Origin of the sequence: Serratia sp. S4 (genome assembly GCF_000347995.1) — a bacterium.
Taxonomy (GTDB): Bacteria; Pseudomonadota; Gammaproteobacteria; order Enterobacterales; family Enterobacteriaceae; genus Serratia; species Serratia quinivorans.
On sequence record NZ_KB661120.1, the window covers coordinates 4322066 to 4339842 of the forward strand.

14 protein-coding genes are annotated in these 17777 nt (G+C 56.5%); 5 read left to right on the forward strand and 9 right to left on the reverse strand.

Annotation, left to right across the window (positions count from 1 at the left end; translation table 11 throughout):
- Window positions 1–42: 42 nt before the first annotated feature.
- Entirely contained in the window at window positions 43–1380 is a 1338-nt protein-coding gene (locus tag SERS4_RS0120850) for an MFS transporter (RefSeq protein ID WP_017893891.1), read from the forward strand.
- Between the two features lie 32 nt (window positions 1381–1412).
- Here SERS4_RS0120850 and mscS read toward each other — a convergent pair whose 3' ends face one another.
- Window positions 1413–2279: a small-conductance mechanosensitive channel MscS gene (gene mscS, locus SERS4_RS0120855; RefSeq protein WP_017893892.1), complete on the reverse strand. Its 867-nt coding sequence runs from the start codon at window positions 2277–2279 to the stop codon at window positions 1413–1415.
- Window positions 2280–2472: 193 nt separating this feature from the next.
- Here mscS and SERS4_RS0120860 point away from each other — a divergent pair, with 193 nt between their 5' ends.
- Window positions 2473–3141: a DUF1345 domain-containing protein gene (locus SERS4_RS0120860; RefSeq protein ID WP_012146645.1), complete on the forward strand. Its 669-nt coding sequence runs from the start codon at window positions 2473–2475 to the stop codon at window positions 3139–3141.
- A gap of 56 nt (window positions 3142–3197) precedes the next feature.
- On the opposite strand, the gene fbaA is transcribed toward SERS4_RS0120860, so the two are convergent.
- The 7 genes from fbaA to SERS4_RS0120895 form a co-directional block, all read right to left on the reverse strand.
- A complete protein-coding gene (fbaA, locus tag SERS4_RS0120865; RefSeq protein WP_017893893.1) occupies window positions 3198–4277 on the reverse strand; it encodes a class II fructose-bisphosphate aldolase in 1080 nt (359 codons plus the stop codon).
- Window positions 4278–4392: 115 nt separating this feature from the next.
- On the reverse strand, window positions 4393–5553 hold the full coding sequence (gene pgk, locus SERS4_RS0120870; RefSeq protein ID WP_017893894.1) for a phosphoglycerate kinase: 1161 nt from the start codon (window positions 5551–5553) through the stop codon (window positions 4393–4395).
- 77 nt (window positions 5554–5630) lie between these two features.
- Window positions 5631–6647, reverse strand: a complete 1017-nt coding sequence (gene epd, locus SERS4_RS0120875) for an erythrose-4-phosphate dehydrogenase (RefSeq protein WP_017893895.1) — start codon at window positions 6645–6647, stop codon at window positions 5631–5633.
- Between the two features lie 368 nt (window positions 6648–7015).
- Entirely contained in the window at window positions 7016–8086 is a 1071-nt protein-coding gene (locus SERS4_RS0120880) for an ABC transporter ATP-binding protein (RefSeq protein WP_017893896.1), read from the reverse strand.
- Window positions 8079–9848, reverse strand: coding sequence for an iron ABC transporter permease (locus SERS4_RS0120885; protein WP_017893897.1), 1770 nt, complete (start codon window positions 9846–9848; stop codon window positions 8079–8081). The genes SERS4_RS0120880 and SERS4_RS0120885 overlap by 8 nt, the downstream gene beginning before the upstream one ends.
- 78 nt (window positions 9849–9926) lie before the next feature.
- Entirely contained in the window at window positions 9927–11015 is a 1089-nt protein-coding gene (locus SERS4_RS0120890) for an ABC transporter substrate-binding protein (protein WP_017893898.1), read from the reverse strand.
- A gap of 169 nt (window positions 11016–11184) precedes the next feature.
- Window positions 11185–12102 carry a DMT family transporter gene (locus SERS4_RS0120895; RefSeq protein WP_017893899.1) on the reverse strand — a complete coding sequence of 306 codons (918 nt, stop codon included), beginning with the start codon at window positions 12100–12102 and terminating at the stop codon, window positions 11185–11187.
- Between the two features lie 292 nt (window positions 12103–12394).
- Here SERS4_RS0120895 and SERS4_RS0120900 point away from each other — a divergent pair, with 292 nt between their 5' ends.
- Entirely contained in the window at window positions 12395–12652 is a 258-nt protein-coding gene (locus SERS4_RS0120900; RefSeq protein WP_017893900.1) for a 2OG-Fe dioxygenase family protein, read from the forward strand.
- A gap of 149 nt (window positions 12653–12801) precedes the next feature.
- Window positions 12802–14121 carry a branched-chain amino acid transport system II carrier protein gene (gene brnQ, locus SERS4_RS0120905; protein WP_017893901.1) on the forward strand — a complete coding sequence of 440 codons (1320 nt, stop codon included), beginning with the start codon at window positions 12802–12804 and terminating at the stop codon, window positions 14119–14121.
- 53 nt (window positions 14122–14174) lie between these two features.
- On the opposite strand, the gene tkt is transcribed toward brnQ, so the two are convergent.
- Window positions 14175–16169: a transketolase gene (gene tkt, locus SERS4_RS0120910; protein WP_017893902.1), complete on the reverse strand. Its 1995-nt coding sequence runs from the start codon at window positions 16167–16169 to the stop codon at window positions 14175–14177.
- A gap of 238 nt (window positions 16170–16407) precedes the next feature.
- On the opposite strand from tkt, the gene SERS4_RS0120915 reads away from it, so the two are divergent.
- A complete protein-coding gene (locus SERS4_RS0120915) occupies window positions 16408–17160 on the forward strand; it encodes a M48 family metallopeptidase (RefSeq protein WP_017893903.1) in 753 nt (250 codons plus the stop codon).
- Window positions 17161–17777 lie beyond the last annotated feature (617 nt).

A 17777-nucleotide genomic window follows, 5' to 3' on the forward strand; every position in this document is an offset into this window, starting at 1 on the left:
CCTCCAGCCAGCTCCACACCAGCCCAATTTAGTGGAACTACCATGAGCCAAAACACCGCTCGTATCAGTGAGATTATCGACAACGCCAAGGTCTCGCCTTACCAGATCCTGATCCTCAGCCTGTGTTTTCTGATCGTCCTGCTGGACGGTTTTGATACCGCCATCATTGGCTATATCGCCCCCGCCCTGCGCGAAGAGTGGGATCTGTTGCCTGCGCAGTTATCCCCCGCCTTTGGTGCCGGGTTGTTCGGTCTGCTGCTCGGCAGTCTGATCTTCGGTCCGGTCGCCGATGCCATTGGCCGCAAACGGGTGCTGCTGGTTTCGATACTGATTTTTGGCGGGGGGACTTTGGCCTCGGCCTATACCCATTCCATTGAGTCGCTGACCCTGCTGCGGTTAATTACCGGCATTGGTTTGGGTGGCGCGATGCCCACCTGCATCACCCTCAGTTCAGAGTACTCCCCGGCACGTCGGCGGATGATCATGGTCACCCTGAGTTGGAGCGGTTTCACCGCCGGTCTGGCCCTGGGCGGCCTGCTGGCCGGGCAGATTATTCCGGTGTTCGGCTGGCGTGGCGTGCTGATGTTGGGTGGCATAGCGCCGTTATTGCTGCTGCCGTTGCTGGCCTGGCAGATGCCCGAGTCAGTACGCTTTATGGCCTCCAGCCCGAAACATGCCGCGGGCCTGCGCCAGGTGGTTGAGCGTATCACTGGCAAAAGCTGGGCTGGCGTAGCGATCCTCGATGACGAGCGCCCAACGCAGGCGCGGTCGCCGATGACCCATCTGTTCACCGAAGGCCGCGCAGTGCGGACCCTGCTGCTGTGGGCCGCGTTCTTCTGCTCGCTGTTCGTGTTTTACCAGCTCACCAGTTGGCTGCCGAGCATTCTCAAGGACGCCGGTTACGATATCGTTCACGCATCACGCATTGGCGCGATGGTGCCACTGGGCGGGACTCTCGGGGCTATCTTGATGGCGCTGCTGATGGACCGCGTTGGGCCTTACCCGGTGCTGGCCCTGTCCTACCTGGGTGCCGCGCTGGTGGTCGGCGCTACCGGTTATCTGATGGGGGATGTCTACACGCTGGCCGCCACCGTGTTCCTTGTCGGCTTCGGCGTGGCGGGCGCACAGAACGGCTTGAATCTGGTCTCTGCCACTATCTACCCCACTGCGGCTCGCGTCACCGGGGTAAGCTGGGCGATGGCGAGTGGCCGCTTCGGCTCCATGCTCGGTGCCTGGATGATTGCCGCTGCCGGTTCCCCGGAGACGTTCTTTATCTGGCTGGCGCTACCGGTGTTGGTGGGTTCTGCCGCCATCTTCCTGCTCTACCGGCTCAGTTTGAGTCGCCGGGCATCTGCGCATAACCCTGCGTTGCCCAACTGAACAAATAAAAAAGGGGCCAAGGCCCCTTTCCGTTATTCCGCTTTCGCGGTGGTCGCATCGTTGCGATACAGATGAACGTCCATCTGCGGGAACGGAATACCGATGTTGTTGGCATCCAGCGCGCGCTTGAAGTTCTCCATCAGATCGAAGTACACGTTCCAATACTCGGCATTGGTGGTCCAGGAGCGGGTCACGAAGTTCAGTGAAGAAGGTGCCATCTCGTTCAGACGCACGGTCACGCCTTTGGCGTGCATGATGCGCTTGTCAGCGGCGATCACATCGCCCAGTACCTTTTTCACCACATCGATGTCGGCGTTATAAGCCACGCCAACCACGATATCCACACGGCGGTTCGGCTCGCGGGAATAGTTGATGATGTTGCCGGCGATGATTTTACCGTTCGGTACCACGATGGTTTTGTTGTCTGCGGTGCGCAACGTGGTGGAGAAAATCTGCACCTGGTCGACGGTACCAGCTACGCCGCCCAGATCGACATACTCACCGGCACGCAGTGGACGGAAGGCTACCAGCAATACGCCTGCGGCGAAGTTGGACAGCGAGCCCTGCAGCGCCAGGCCGACGGCCAAACCGGCGGCACCCAGCACGGCGATCACCGAGGTAGTCTGTACGCCTACGCGCCCCAGCACTGCAATAAAGGTGAAGGCCAAAATGCCGTAACGCGCCATGGCCGACAGGAAATCGGCTACCGTGGCATCGATGCCGCGCAGCTTCATCACTCGGTTTACCGCATTGCTGACTACCCGGGCAATGATCGAACCAATGATGAAAATAACAATCGCCGCGACGATGTTCACCGCATACTGAATCAATAAATCCTGGTTCTGCACCAGCCAGTTACCGGCACCATTAATGCCGTCTACTACATTCAGATCTTTCATTCGTGTCGTCCTAACTTTTCCCTAAGGGGATAAACTCGCAAAAAAACTGACATCTGGCGTCAGTCGGAAACCACCGCCCTAGGTTAACTAACATTTCCGCAGCATGCCAACCGTAAGCGGTAAAAATCGCCGAACTTCCTCTATGCTGAACATAGCGCTATCGCCTTTTTAACGATAAGGAACTTCGCTCGTCATGCAGATGCCATCGTCGATTCAACACTATTGGCGGGTCCGCCCCAGGCTGCTGCTTTCCGTCGCTGCGGGCATCCTGTGCTACCTGCTGCTGCCGGACAGGCTCGGTCAATTGCAACGCCTGATGCTCGGCTGGAACCTGCTGGCCTGGTGCTACCTGCTGTTTCTGTGGCGGTTGATGCTGGTCAGCACGCCGAAGCATATCCGCCAACTCGCGCGCACGCAGGATGAAAGCGCCAGTAAAGTGCTGGCGCTGGTCAGCATTGGCTGCATGGTGAGCATTCTGTCGATTCTGTTTGAGCTCAGTACCACCAGGCAGGTCAGCGACTCGCTGAAAACACTGCATCTGGCGCTGACCGGCGCCACGCTGGTGGTGTCCTGGCTGCTGCTGCCCACCGCGTTCACCATGCACTATGCCCATCAATTTTATCGTCAGGGCGCGCAGCAAGATCCTCTGCCACTGTTGTTTCCCGGTGACCTCAAAGAACCGACCTATTGGGACTTCGCCTATTTCTCTTTCACCATTGCCGTGGCGTCGCAAACCGCCGACGTGGCGGTCGGCGCGGCCGAGGTACGCAAAATCGCCCTGCTGCAATCGGTGATTTCCTTTGTCTTCAACCTGATCATCCTCGGGTTGTCGATCAACGTCGGCGCCAGCCTGCTGAGCTAGAAATAGAAAAGGCTCCCCGAGGGGAGCCTTCATGTAGAGCTAACAGCTAACCGAGATTACAGAACGTCTACTGCGTTCAGATCTTTGAAAGCCTGTTCCAGACGAGTAATCATCGAAGTCTGGGCTGAACGCAGCCATACGCGTGGGTCGTAGTATTTCTTGTTCGGCTTGTCAGCACCTTCTGGGTTACCCAGTTGGCCTTGCAGATAGCCTTCGTTCTTTTTGTAGTACTGCAGGATGCCGTCCCAGGTTGCCCATTGGGTATCGGTATCGATGTTCATTTTGATCACGCCGTAACCTACGGACTCTTTGATCTCTGCATCGGTAGAACCGGAACCGCCGTGGAACACGAAGTTCAGGCTGTTGTGCGGCAGGTTATATTTCTTGGAAACATAGTCCTGAGAATCACGCAGAATGGTCGGGGTCAGTTTCACGTTGCCTGGCTTATAAACGCCGTGCACGTTACCGAAGGACGCCGCGATAGTGAAGCGCGGGCTGATCGCATTGAGTTTTTCGTATGCGTAAGCCACGTCTTCTGGCTGAGTGTACAGGGAGGATGCGTCCATATGGCTGTTGTCCACGCCATCTTCTTCACCGCCGGTGCAGCCCAGTTCAATTTCCAGGGTCATACCGATTTTCGCCATGCGAGTCAGGTATTTGCTGCAAATTTCGATGTTTTCTTCCAGGGACTCTTCAGACAGGTCGATCATGTGGGAAGAGAACAATGGTTTGCCGGTAGCGGCGAAATGCTTCTCGCCAGCGTCCAACAGGCCGTCCAGCCATGGCAGCAGTTTCTTCGCGCAGTGGTCGGTGTGCAGAATAACCGGCACGCCGTAATGCTCAGCCATCTGATGAACGTGGTGTGCACCAGAAATCGCGCCCAGAATTGCTGCACCCTGTGGAACGTCAGTCTTCACGCCTTTGCCGGCGATAAACGCGGCACCGCCGTTGGAGAACTGAACGATAACCGGAGCGCGTACCTTCGCGGCTGTTTCCAGCACGGCGTTGATAGAGTCGGTACCTACACAGTTAACTGCTGGCAGAGCAAAGTTGTTCTCTTTAGCTACTGCGAATACTTTCTGAACGTCATCACCAGTGATGACACCCGGTTTTACGAAATCAAAAATTTTAGACATGTTACTTTGTCCTGTTTCGTCGGCCGTAGATGGATGTAAATCGATTTTTCATGCCGCGCCGCCTATGCCGCGCGGTATAAAATAAACGGGCGACTTTCGCCTCCCGTTGTCTGAATTACTGCTTAGCGCGCTCTTCCAGCATCACAACTGCCGGTAACGCTTTGCCTTCCACGAATTCCAGGAAGGCGCCGCCGCCGGTAGAGATGTAGGAAATCTTATCCTCGATACCGAACAGATCGATAGCCGCCAGCGTATCACCACCACCAGCGATAGAGAATGCCTCGCTGTCTGCGATAGCGCGCGCGACAATTTCGGTACCCTTACGGAAGTTAGGGAACTCGAATACGCCAACCGGACCATTCCACAGAATGGTTTTGGCTTCTTTGAGCAACTTGGCCATAGCCAGCGCGGTTTCGTCACCGAAGTCCATGATCTCTTCATCATCGTTGACTTCACTGACTTTTTTCAAGGTGGCAGGTGCAGTTTCAGAGAACTCCGTACCTACGCGAGAATCGGTAGGAACCGGAATTTTAAACTCGTCACGCAGTTTTCTCGCTGCATCGACGAAGTCAGGTTCGTACAGAGATTTACCGACGTTGTTATCGATAGCCACGAAGGTGTTGGCGATACCGCCGCCCACGATCACCGTATCGGCGATTTTCACCAGCGAGTTCAGCACATCGAATTTAGTCGAAACCTTAGAACCGCCAACCACGGCAACCATCGGGCGAGCCGGGCTTTTCAGCGCTTTGCCCAGGGCTTCCAGTTCTGCAGACAGCAACGGGCCAGCACAGGCGACAGGTGCAAACTTGCCCACGCCGTGGGTGGAAGCCTGCGCACGGTGTGCCGTACCGAAGGCGTCCATCACATACACGTCGCACAGCGCCGCATATTTTTTGGACAGGGTTTCGTCGTCTTTTTTCTCGCCCTTGTTGAAACGGACGTTTTCCAGCACTACCAGTTCACCTGCTGCAACGTCAACACCTTCCAGGTAGTCTTTAGCCAGACGAACCGGATTTTTCAGGTGTTCTTTCAGATAGTTGACCACAGGCAGCAGGGAGAATTCTTCGTTGTACTCGCCTTCGGTAGGACGACCCAGGTGGGAAGTTACCATCACGCGGGCGCCTTGTTTCAGCGCAGCTTCAATAGTCGGCAGGGAGGCACGGATACGTGCATCGGAAGTCACTTTACCGTCTTTCACTGGAACGTTCAGATCGGAGCGGATCAGAACGCGTTTACCGGCCAGATCCAGATCGGACATGTTAATTACAGACATGGTGAACCCTCTTGGTTGATTCTCTAGAAACTATAAAGTTGCCTGAGCGGCGCATCGGTCGTGCCGATGCCGCCGTACTAGAAACCGCTTGCGGCCATTGCCCGTGTTGTATCCAACATCCGGTTGGCAAAGCCCCATTCATTATCACACCAGACCAAGGTCTTGATCAGGTGCTGACCGCTGACCCGGGTCTGCGTACCGTCGACGATAGCGCTATGCGGGTCATGGTTAAAATCGATCGAGACTAATGGTAGTTCCGTATAGTCAACTATACCACGAAATGATCCCCGTGCGGCCATTTGCAGCAGCTGGTTGACCTCTGCCACCTTCACCGCCGAACTGACGCTGACGCTGAGATCGATGGCCGTCACGTTGATGGTCGGCACGCGCACCGAAATCGCTTCGAAACGATCGCAAAACTGCGGAAAAATACGGGTGATGCCCGCGGCCAGCTTGGTGTCGACCGGAATAATCGACTGGCTCGCCGCACGGGTACGCCGCAAATCCTGATGATAGGCATCTATCACCGGCTGATCGTTCATCGAAGAGTGAATGGTGGTCAGGGTGCCCGATTCGATGCTGTAGGCATCGTCCAGCAGCTTGATCACCGGAATAATGCAGTTGGTGGTGCATGACGCATTGGAAACAATGCGGTGTTCTGCCAGCAGCGTCTGATGGTTGACGCCGAACACGATGGTGGCGTCCAGATCGTTACCGCCTGGGTGGGCGAACAACACTTTTTTCGCCCCCGCCGCCAGATGGGCTTCGCCATCTGCCCGGCTGCCGTACACACCGCTGCAGTCCAGTACCACGTCGACACCCAACTCTCCCCAGGGAAGCTGTTCCACCGCCGGCTGATGCAGCAAGCGAATGGTATCGTCCCCGACGGTCAGCATGTCGCATTCCTGGCGAACATCCCAGGCAAAGCGGCCATGGCTGGAGTCGTATTTCAGCAGGTGGGCCATCCCCTCGGCGTTTGCCAATTCGTTGATCGCCACCACGGAAATCTCCGCTCTTCGTCCCGATTCATACAGTGCGCGTAAAACGCTGCGGCCAATGCGGCCAAAGCCGTTTATCGCTATGCGGATTGTCATGCTGCTCCTGAAAAAGGGCCTTCCCTCACCGGGCGTACTCACCGTTGTCGAGAGGGCGCTGACTGGGTTATCTGGATAACCCGCATAGAGTACGTTAGCGCACCACCCGCTGTGAATCGTCGCATTGCATTATTCCTTCGACCCGGCAGTGGTTTCACCGGCGTCACTCCGGCATTTCAGTTGAAAACAGCCACAACTGAAACGCTTCAGCCGAGCATAAACCAAAGTTTTACCAAAAGGAACAGGTGCAACAGTCTGCCTGACAACCGAACGACACTTTGCGGGAATAAGATGATCTAGCGCACACTTTTTCCTGGCCAATCCTTGGCCTTGCGCCAGATTTTTTAACAAAAACGACGTTTTCCGCCTTAAACTTTAGGAAAAATCCACAGGTGCTCGGGCGGCAGGGAGAGCCGGCACAGTGTCTGGCCTCGTACTTCGGTGCCATAAGCGCGCACCACGAAATCCTCGGCAACGGTGCGGAACAGGTATTCCCAACGGTCGCCGAGGTACATGCTGGTCAGCAACGGCAGCTCAAGCTGATTGCCCTGCGGATCATCTCCCAGCCGCACGCGCTCCACGCGGATCACCGCCGTGGCCTCTTCGCCGGCTTTTACCCCTGCCCCCGCCATGCCCCACAGCGCCCAGTCTTTGCCTTCAATGCGCGCTTTCCCTTCACTCACCTCGGTAACCTTGCCGTGCAGGCGGTTATTGCTGCCCATAAACTCGGCGGTAAACAGGGTCGACGGCGAACCGTACATTTCCTGCGGCGTACCCTGCTGCTCGATTTTTCCGTTGTTGAGCAACAGGATGCGATCGGAGATGGCCATTGCCTCGTTCTGATCGTGAGTCACCATCAGCGCCGAAAGCCCCAGTTTGATGATCAGCTCACGCAGGAACACCCGCGCCTCTTCGCGCAGCTTGGCGTCGAGGTTAGATAACGGTTCATCGAGCAGGATAACCGGCGGGTTGTACACCAGCGCCCGTCCAATCGCCACCCGCTGTTGCTGACCACCGGACAACTGATGCGGATGACGCTGGCCCAAATGCCCCAGACCAAGCTGGTCGAGCACGCCCTGCACCCGCTGCTTGATCTCCGCCGAAGCGATTTTGCGTAATTTCAGCGGGTAGGCGACGTTTTCAAATACCGTTTTATGCGGCCACAGGGCATAGGACTGAAACACCAACCCCAGGTTGCGCTCCTCCGCCGGAATTTCGCTGCGCGCGCTGCCGTTGTACACGGTATTGCTGCCAATGATAATGCGGCCCTGGGTCGGTTTCTCCAGCCCGGCAACCGCCCGTAGCAGCGTGGTTTTACCGCTGCCCGACGGCCCCAACAGCGAAACCACCTCGCCACGCTTTAAATCCATCGAGACGCCCTTCAACACCGGGTTGTCGCCGTAGGTTAAATGCAGGTTTTCTACCGAAAGTTCAATCATGTAATTTCACTCCAAAGCGCAGGGCAATACCCAGCCCCAACACCACCAGCAGGATGTTAATGAACGAGAGTGCCGCAACGATATCGATGGCGCCCGCCGCCCATAGAGAAACCAGCATCGAACCTATGGTTTCGGTACCCGGAGACAACAGATACACCCCGGTGGAATACTCACGTTCGAAAATCAGGAACATCAGCAGCCACGAACCAATCAGGCCGTAGCGCGACAGCGGAATGGTGACGTGACGGGTGATCTGCCCCCGGGTCGCGCCGGCACTGCGCGCCGCCTCCTCCAGCTCTGGGCCGACCTGCAGCAGCGTCGAAGAGATCAGCCGCAGGCCATAGGCCATCCACACCACGGTGTACGCCAGCCAAACGCTAAAGATGGTGCTGCGCAAGGAGCGCAGCCAGACGATCAGGTTCTCCCGCAGCCACTCGGCCACCGGCAGCGCCGACAGCCAGCCCTCTTTCAATGACTTGTCCAGCCACATCGGCAGGAACAGGAACACCCACAGGAACGCCAGCCCCGCCAGCAGGCCCGGCACCGCACGCGGTACCAGCACGCTGTAATCGAGGAAACGGGTAGCCCCGTCGGGTTTGCGGTGCATGGCGATGCCGATAAACAGGTAACAAACCACCGCCAGCGCACCGCCGAATACCCCAATCGCCATCGAGTTGACGATCGCCCGCAGCAGGTTGGGTTGCTGCCAGATGGTGCGGAAAGTGTTGAGCGACAGTTCGTCCCAGATTGAAACGCCCACGCCCCAGTTGGAGATAAAGGCGCGCAACACCACCCCCACCAGCGGTACGCCGATGGTCACCGTCAGCCAGAACACCACCACCGCACCGGCGACCCAACGCCATTTCCCCAGCGGCAACGCCCGCGCCTGCGACGCCTTGCCCTTGACGGTAACGAAGCGGTTAGCGGTGCGCATCAGTCGGCGCTGCAACATCACCAACGGAATGGTGATGCAGATCAGCACCACCGCCACCGCCGCCATCAGATGGTAAGACGGCGTGCCCAGCTTATTGGTCAGTTGATACAGGTAAGTCGCCAGCACCAGGTTGCCTTCCGGATCGCCCAGCACCAGCATCAGGCCGAACACTTCCAGCCCAAGGAAAAACAGCAGCACTCCAGCGTACAAAATGGACGGTCGCACCATCGGCAAGCTAACGGCAGTCATCACCTGCAAAGGCGAGGCCCCCGCCGTTCGTGCGGCCTCTTCCACGTCGGAACCGACGCTGCGCAAGGCCGAGGAAATATAAAGATAGGCGTGTGGCACGTGCGTCAGCCCGGCAATCACCACGATGCTGGCCATCGAATAGATATTCCAGGGTACGAACCCCAGCAGCGACTCCGCCCACAGCGAGAAGAAGCCCACCGGCCCGGCGGCCACCACGTAGCCAAAACCCAAGACCATCGGCGAGACAAAGATCGGCACCAGGATCAGCGGTTCAATAAAGCGCCGACCGGGCAAGTCGGTTCTGACCATCAAAAAGGCCAGAATGCCCCCCAGCGGAATGGCGATCACCACCAGCCCGAAAGCCAGAATAAACCCGCTTTTCAGCGCCTTGTAGAAGTCCGGATCGGTAAAAATAAACTGGAACGCCTCCAGGCTGAACACCTTGGAGGGGGAGAAAAAGGGAGCGGAGAGGAAACTTTGAATCACGATAAACGACAGCGGCACGTAGATAACCAGTGCGGTTATCAATACCACCAAGCCGCGCGGCAGGCTTTGCCACTTTCTGCGCCATGCTTCCATAAATATATCCCGATGGTTGTAAACGACGACGACCAAAGGGCGCGCGCCACAATGGCAGACGCGCGTCCGGATCCTGTGTTATTTCGCGGCGGCGGTACGCCACTGTTTGATGTAATCCAGGCGTTTGGCCGGCTGCAGGTACTCCAGCAGGCTTTCATCCACCGGGATCGGTTTGAGCGCTTTGCCGAGCATTTTGGTCATGCCGTCGATGTCGTTTTTGCCTTCAATGTCGTTACGAATAGACGGAATATCGGCCTGGTTGGCGAGAATGCTCTGGCCCTTTTCCGACAGCACGTAGTTAAGCCACAGTTTTGCCGCATTGCCGTTGGCAGCCTCTTTGCTGATAAAGGACACGCGCGACAGCACCAGGGTGTAATCCTTCGGATAAGAGATGCCGAGGGAAGGGTCGGTTTTGGCTCGTGCTTCGGCGTAGGAACCCAGGATGTTGAAACCAATCAGGTTTTCACCGGATGACACCCTTTCCATCATGGTGCCGGTAGAAGATTGCACCGCCAGCCCCCCTTTGGCGACGTCAGCCAGGGTGGCGAAATAGTTCGGGTCGGCCTTGAAGTCCTGCACCGACAGCATGAAGCCCAACCCTGACTTTTCAATGTCATAGGTGGTGACTTTCTTTTTGAACTTGTCGGTCTGACTGGCAATCAGCTTGGCCAGCGCGGCGTGAGAATCCGGTACATCGCCCTGCGGGATCAACCGTTTGTTATAGATGAAGACCACCGGTTCGTAGGTGGTACCGTAGGCTTTATCTTTCCAGACCGCCCACTTGGGCAGTTGGCCCTGTTCCGGCGAAGCGTATTCCTGTGCATAGTCGGTCGCCAGTTTCAGCGCGGTATCCATCGACGAGCTCCAAACCACGTCACCGCTGGTGCCCCCCGCCGCCTGTTCGCTGATATAGCGGTTGTACAGCTCGGTGCTGTTCATGTCGTTGTATTCGACCTTAACGCCAGGATACAACGCTTCGAACCCCTGGATCAGCGGCCCGGCGGCCTTGGTATCCGTGGTGGAGTACACCACCACCTTGCCCTCTTTCTTCGCGCCATCCACAATTTTTTGATAGTCGGCTGGATAGCCTGCCGGGAATTCAGCGTAAGCAGGCACTGCACCCAGTACAGCGATCGCCACTACCGACGCGCCGATTCTTGTCAACATAATCAACTCCTGGTTACATTTAAGAAACTAAAAATTAACATATAGTTAATAAGTGTTCTTAAGCAACGCCGTTGATTTTTTATCTTTTGGTTTTGTGAGGTTGGACGTTTTTCAGTCAAAAAAATCCATGGTCACCCCCGTTTTTAAACCAAGGACGAAATAACCGGTGTTATTGCATCAGTTTGGAACGCCGCAGCAGGCGGATCTTCTGTACGATCGCCACGCCGAGCAATGTCAGGCAAAACCCCGCCAGTTGCACCAACGACAGCGCTTCGCCAAACAGGAAATAAGCCTGCAACGCGGCAGCCGGCGGCACCAGCAGCATCAGCGCGGTAATGCGCGTCAGATCGCCATGCCGCACCATCCAGATAAACAACGCGGTACCGCCCAGCGACAATATCCCGGCCGACCACAGCAGCGAGAACCACAGCGTTGGCGAATTATCCCATTCTCCTGATCCCATCACCGCCGCCAAAACGCCGGTGACCAATGCCGCGCCAAGATGCTGGATAGCCCCCGCGGCCCGGAGATCCGCCGCCGCCAGCGAAGACTTCTGCACCATGATGCCAATCGTCAGCGCAACGATGCTGCCAAAACCCAGCAGGATGGGCAGCAGCGCCATGTTACCGACGTCGATGCCGGTCAGTCGCGGTGACAGCACCAACGCCACGCCGATAAAACCGATCGCCAGCCCCGTCCAGGAACGCAGACCTATCGGCTTGCGCAGCACCAAAGCAAAAATCAGCGCCGTGAACAGCGGCTGCAGGCCGCCGATCAATGACATTACGCCGGCTGCCAGGCCGTTCGCCACCGCCCACCAACTGGCGGCGAGATAAACGCCGTTCATCAGCATGCCGGTAAGCAGGTGCATGATGAACTGTCGCCCTTTAGGCCAGGCGCAGTTGGCGGCCAGCAGGGCAAAAACTGCGGCGGCGATCAGGAAACGAAAGGTCAGAAAAAGATTGGGATCGGCATGATCCGCCACCGCGCGAGCGGCTATAAACCCGGTCGACCAGATCAGTATCAGGAAAAACGGCGCAATAATGGATTTGCGCCGATAGAAGCTTTCCTTGCCGGTAATTACCATAAAAATACCTAAATAATGCTGTTGGTGGTTCACTACAAAGCATACTAACTAATTTAACATTAGCTTAATAGATTTTACCTCACGAATATTGACCTCGATAAAAACAAAACATACCCGATACGCTAATAATTAAATCGAAAGCCATATAATTAACCTGTCTTATAATTCATTTTTATTTATACCCTTCATACTTAAGGCTGGATATACGCATCGGCGAAATCATCTCCGTGGAATATAACGAGAAGGCATTAAAGCCGGCGTATAAATAGAGAGACTGGAATTCCAGCCTTTTGTGCTGTCGGTCGAGGAAGACTTTATCCGCCATGATTCGGGGCAAATTCGCCACTTCCGCGGCATCAACGACGACCTGCAGTTAAACACCGTATTCCAGGCGATAATGCGCTTTAAGGCCTACATTATCGATGGCGTCAGCGTAGCCCCGCGCGCCAGGCTGAATCAGGACATCAATAAATTTGTCTGTACCGTTTTCAACCGGTTGCCGTTTATTCCCTGCTGCCCGGCAACCGGTTTATTTCCAGCTTTGAACTGATTCATCGCAGCGTAACTCAGGCTTTTCTCGGCAAAATATCATATCCTGCATGCCGAAATTTTTATGGGTGCCCGTTTGCCCATCGCGCCTGCCCTTGAGTTTATCGGCGCCAGGTTGTTTTTATCGTACACAGGCAAAGCAATACCGTTATGACAACACGCTTATCTCCCAAAGACATCATCGCCCTCGGCTTTATGACCTTCGCCCTGTTTGTCGGCGCCGGCAATATCATTTTCCCGCCAATGGTGGGCCTGCAGTCCGGTGAACATCTGTGGCTGGCCGCCGCAGGCTTTATCGTCACCGCCGTCGTCCTGCCGGTGATCGCGGTGATTGCGCTGGCGCGTGTCGGCGGCAGCATCAGCCTGTTGACCGCACCAATCGGCCGCAGGGCCGGCCTGCTGCTGGCTACCCTCTGCTATCTGGCGCTCGGCCCGCTGTTCGCCACACCGCGCACCGCCAACGTTTCTTTCGCTTTGGGCATCGCGCCCTTTACCGGCGACGGCGCCCTGCAGCAGTTTATCTACAGCCTGCTGTTCTTCACGCTGGCAATGATTATCTCGCTGTACCCCGGGCGGCTGCTGGATAACGTCGGCCATATTCTGGCACCGCTGAAGATCCTCGCACTGGCCGCACTGGGCGTCGCCGCGTTGATTTGGCCCGCCGGCGCGCCCATCCTCGCCAGCGGCAGCTATCAGGACGCGGCGTTTTCCACCGGTTTTGTGCAGGGATATCTGACGATGGACACGCTGTCGGCGCTGATGTTCGGCTCGATTATCGTTACCGCCGCACGGTCGCGCGGCGTCAACGATCGGGGGTTATTGATGCGCTACACTCTGTGGGCCAGCCTGATTGCCGGCATCGGCCTGACACTGGTTTATATCTGCATGTTCAAGCTGGGTGCCGGCAGCGGTGGCCTGGTTGCCGACGGGCAAGACGGCGCGGCAATCCTGCATGCCTATGTACAGCACACCTTCGGCGATTTGGGCAGCGTCTTTATGGCCATCCTGATGCTCATCGCCTGTCTGGTGACTGCGGTGGGCATGACCTGCGCCTGCGCCGATTTCTTCTCCCGCTATCTGCCGCTGTCTTACCGTTCACTGGTGGTCCTCCTCGCTGCGTTCGCCATGCTGGTGTCCAATCTCGGGCTGGCCAATCTGATCCGCGTATCGATTCCGGTGCTGACGGCCATCTATCCTCCGTGCATCGCCCTGGTATTGCTCAGCTTTAGCCAGAGCCGTTGGCGCAGCGCCAACCGCGTGTTCGCACCGGTGATCGCCACCAGTCTGCTGCTTGGCCTCGCCGACGGAATAAAGGCCTCCAGCTTCAGCGGCCTGCTGCCGGACTGGTTCGATCAACTGCCGTTGGCGGATCAGGGATTGGTCTGGTTGCAGCCGACGCTGTTAGTGCTGTCGCTGGCGGCGGTTTACGATCGGTTGCGCGCACCGCGCCGCGCCGGGACGATGGCCTAAAATAAAAAAAACCGGTCAATGACCGGTTTTTTTATCAGCTTGCGAAGGACCGCTTATTTCAGCAGTGCCTGCGCCTTGGCCACCACGTTGTCCACGGTGAAACCAAACTCTTTGAACAGCTGCTCTGCCGGGGCTGACTCACCGAAGCTGGTCATGCCCACGATGGCGCCGTTCAGGCCCACATACTTGTACCAGTAGTCCGCGATACCCGCTTCCACTGCCACGCGTGCGCTCACCGCCGCCGGCAGCACGGATTCACGGTAGGCCGCATCCTGCTTGTCGAACGCATCGGTAGACGGCATGGAGACCACGCGCACCTTGCGGCCCGCCGCAGTCAGCTGGTCTGCCGCTTCCACGGTGATACCCACTTCCGAACCGGTGGCAATCAGAATGACGTCCGGTGTCCCGGCGCAGTCCTTCAGCACATAACCGCCACGGTAAACGTTGGCCAGTTGCTCTGCGCTACGCGGCTGCTGGGTCAGGTTCTGACGTGAGAAAATCAGCGTGGTCGGGCCGTCGTTGCGCTCGATGCCGTACTGCCAGGCGACCGCCGACTCTACCTGGTCACACGGACGCCAGGTGCTCATGTTCGGGGTCACGCGCAGGCTGGCCATCTGCTCAACCGGCTGGTGCGTCGGGCCGTCTTCGCCCAGACCGATGGAGTCATGGGTGTAGACGAACACGTTGCGGATTTTCATCAGCGCCGCCATACGCACCGCATTACGGGCGTATTCCACGAACATCAGGAAGGTCGCCGAGTACGGCAGGAAGCCGCCGTGCAGCGCGATGCCGTTGGTGATGGCGGTCATGCCGAACTCGCGCACGCCGTAGTGGATGTAGTTACCCGCCAGGTCTTCGTTGAGCGGTTTGGAGCCGGACCACATGGTCAGGTTGCTTGGTGCCAGGTCAGCGGAGCCGCCGAGGAATTCCGGCAGCACCTTGCCGAAGGTTTCCAGTGCGTTCTGCGAGGCCTTGCGGCTGGCGATATTGGCCGGGTTGGCCTGCAGTTTTTCCACGAAGGCTTTGGCTTCGGCTTTCCAGTTGGCCGGCAGTTCACCGTTCACACGGCGTTTGAACTCGGCAGCCAGTTCAGGGAAGGCTTTAGCGTAAGCGGCGAACTTGTCGTTCCAGGCCGCTTCTTTGGCCTTGCCGGCTTCCTTGGCATCCCACTGGGCATAGATGTCCTGCGGGATTTCGAAGGCGGCGTATTTCCAGCCCAGTGCTTCGCGGGTGGCGGCCACTTCGGCGGCGCCCAGCGCAGCGCCGTGCACGTCGTGGGTGCCGGCCTTGTTCGGGGAGCCGAAACCAATCACGGTTTTGCACATCAGCAGCGACGGCTTGTCGGTGACCTTGCGGGCTTCTTCAATGGCGGCCCTGATGGCGTCCGGGTTGTGGCCGTCAACGTGACGCACCACGTGCCAGCCGTAGGCTTCAAAGCGCTCGGCGGTGTTGTCGGTGAACCAGCCTTCGACGTGACCGTCGATGGAGATGCCGTTGTCATCGTAGAACGCGGTCAGTTTGCCAAGCTTGAGGGTACCGGCCAGCGAACAGACTTCGTGGGAGATGCCTTCCATCATGCAGCCGTCGCCCATAAAGGCGTAGGTGTGGTGGTCGACGATGTCATGACCCGGGCGGTTGAACTGCGCGCCCAGGGTGCGTTCGGCAATGGCGAAGCCGACGGCGTTGGCGATGCCCTGACCCAGTGGGCCGGTGGTGGTTTCCACGCCCGGGGTGTAGCCGTATTCCGGGTGGCCCGGGGTTTTGGAGTGCAGCTGGCGGAAGTTTTCCAGCTCGCTCATCGGCAGGTCGTAGCCGGTGAGGTGCAACAGGCTGTAAATCAGCATGGAGCCATGGCCGTTGGAGAGGACGAAGCGGTCACGGTCAGCCCAGTGCGGGTTGGTCGGGTTGTGGTTCAGGTAGTCACGCCACAGGACTTCGGCGATGTCCGCCATGCCCATAGGTGCACCCGGGTGGCCGGAATTTGCTTTTTGTACGGCGTCCATGCTGAGTGCGCGGATGGCGTTGGCAAGCTCTTTACGAGAGGACATGTTTTACTCCAGGTCGGATTAAAAAATCAGTCAAGTTTTCTATTTTCTCAGACTCAGCATTAAAACGGCAATCCCTAATGCCAAATGAGAGCGAGTTCACAACTTATTAGCACAATTGGTCGGTTTTTCGGAATAACACTATTTTCCTGATTGTCAGCGTACACTAGTCTCAGACGGCAAGATTTCCCTAAACTAAAATGGCACTCCCCCCTTGTTACTTTCACAGGAAGATGGCTTTATGAAGATCCGTACCTCTTTGATTGCATTAAGCATTGCCACTTTGGCAAGCGGCTGTCAAAACCTGAATACCGATACCCTGATGCAGTCTGGCGCACAGGCGTTTCAGGCGGCGACGTTGAGCAATAACGACGTAAAAACCCTGAGTGATAAATCCTGCGCGGAGATGGACAGCAAGGCACAAATCGCGCCGGCTGACAGTACCTATGCCAAGCGTCTGAACAAAATCGCCGCGGCGCTGGGTGATAATATCAACGGCACACCGGCCAACTACAAGGTTTACGTCACTAAAGACGTGAATGCTTGGGCGATGGCCAACGGCTGTATCCGCGTTTACAGCGGCTTGATGGACATGATGACCGATAATGAAGTGGAAGGCGTACTGGGCCATGAAATGGGCCACGTGGCGCTGGGCCATACTCGCAAGGCGATGCAGGTGGCTTACGGCACCGTGGCGTTGCGTACCGCAGCGGCCTCAACCGGCGGCATCATCGGCTCGTTGTCACAGTCACAACTGGCGGACATGGGCGAGAAACTGGTGAATGCCCAGTTCTCGCAGAAACAGGAAAGCGAAGCGGATGACTACTCGTTCGACCTGCTGAAACAACGCGGTATCGATCCGAACGGTCTGGTCACCAGCTTTGAAAAACTGGCGAAAATGGAAGCCGGCCGTCAAAGCAGCATGTTCGACGACCACCCGGCCTCGGAAGCGCGCGCGCAGCACATTCGCGACCGCATCGCAGCAGGCAAGTAACCTTCATTATCCTACAGAGCAACGGCACCCAAAAGTGGGTTTCCCACTGATTAAGGTGCCGTTTTCAAAAAAATAAAAAGCGCACTCCTATTAAATCCATTTTAAAAAAGCCACTCAACCCCACTTATAGAATCAAATAAACAAAACAACTTACAACAACACATGATAACCATTTATTTTTTGTGATCTTTAACGAAAATTCACCTACGTGGCATTGAACGTTGTCTGGAAACAATATAATACTAAGTTTCCTCATGGACATAAAACAACACTATGGAATGGAGTTATTTATGAAAACTATTGACTCATCTTTACTCGATCAAATCGCCGGTGGTCGTGGATAGTAAGCAGCCTGGCCGTCATCTGTCGCATTTTATACATACAAAAAAATCGCTTTCACTCAGTAATGACGGAGATTAAGGCGTCAACTTATGAATAAAGCAAGATACTCGTTAATTTCCATTATCTGGATGCCAGGCTGTTACTTTATTGGCATTAAGTCGTCATTGAAAATATTACAACCGGCGACCAGCTATATGGACTTGGTCACGCTGGTTCTTGCTATTATTGGGCTACGAGTATCCATTTCACTGATAGTCGACGCCCTGGGAATATTT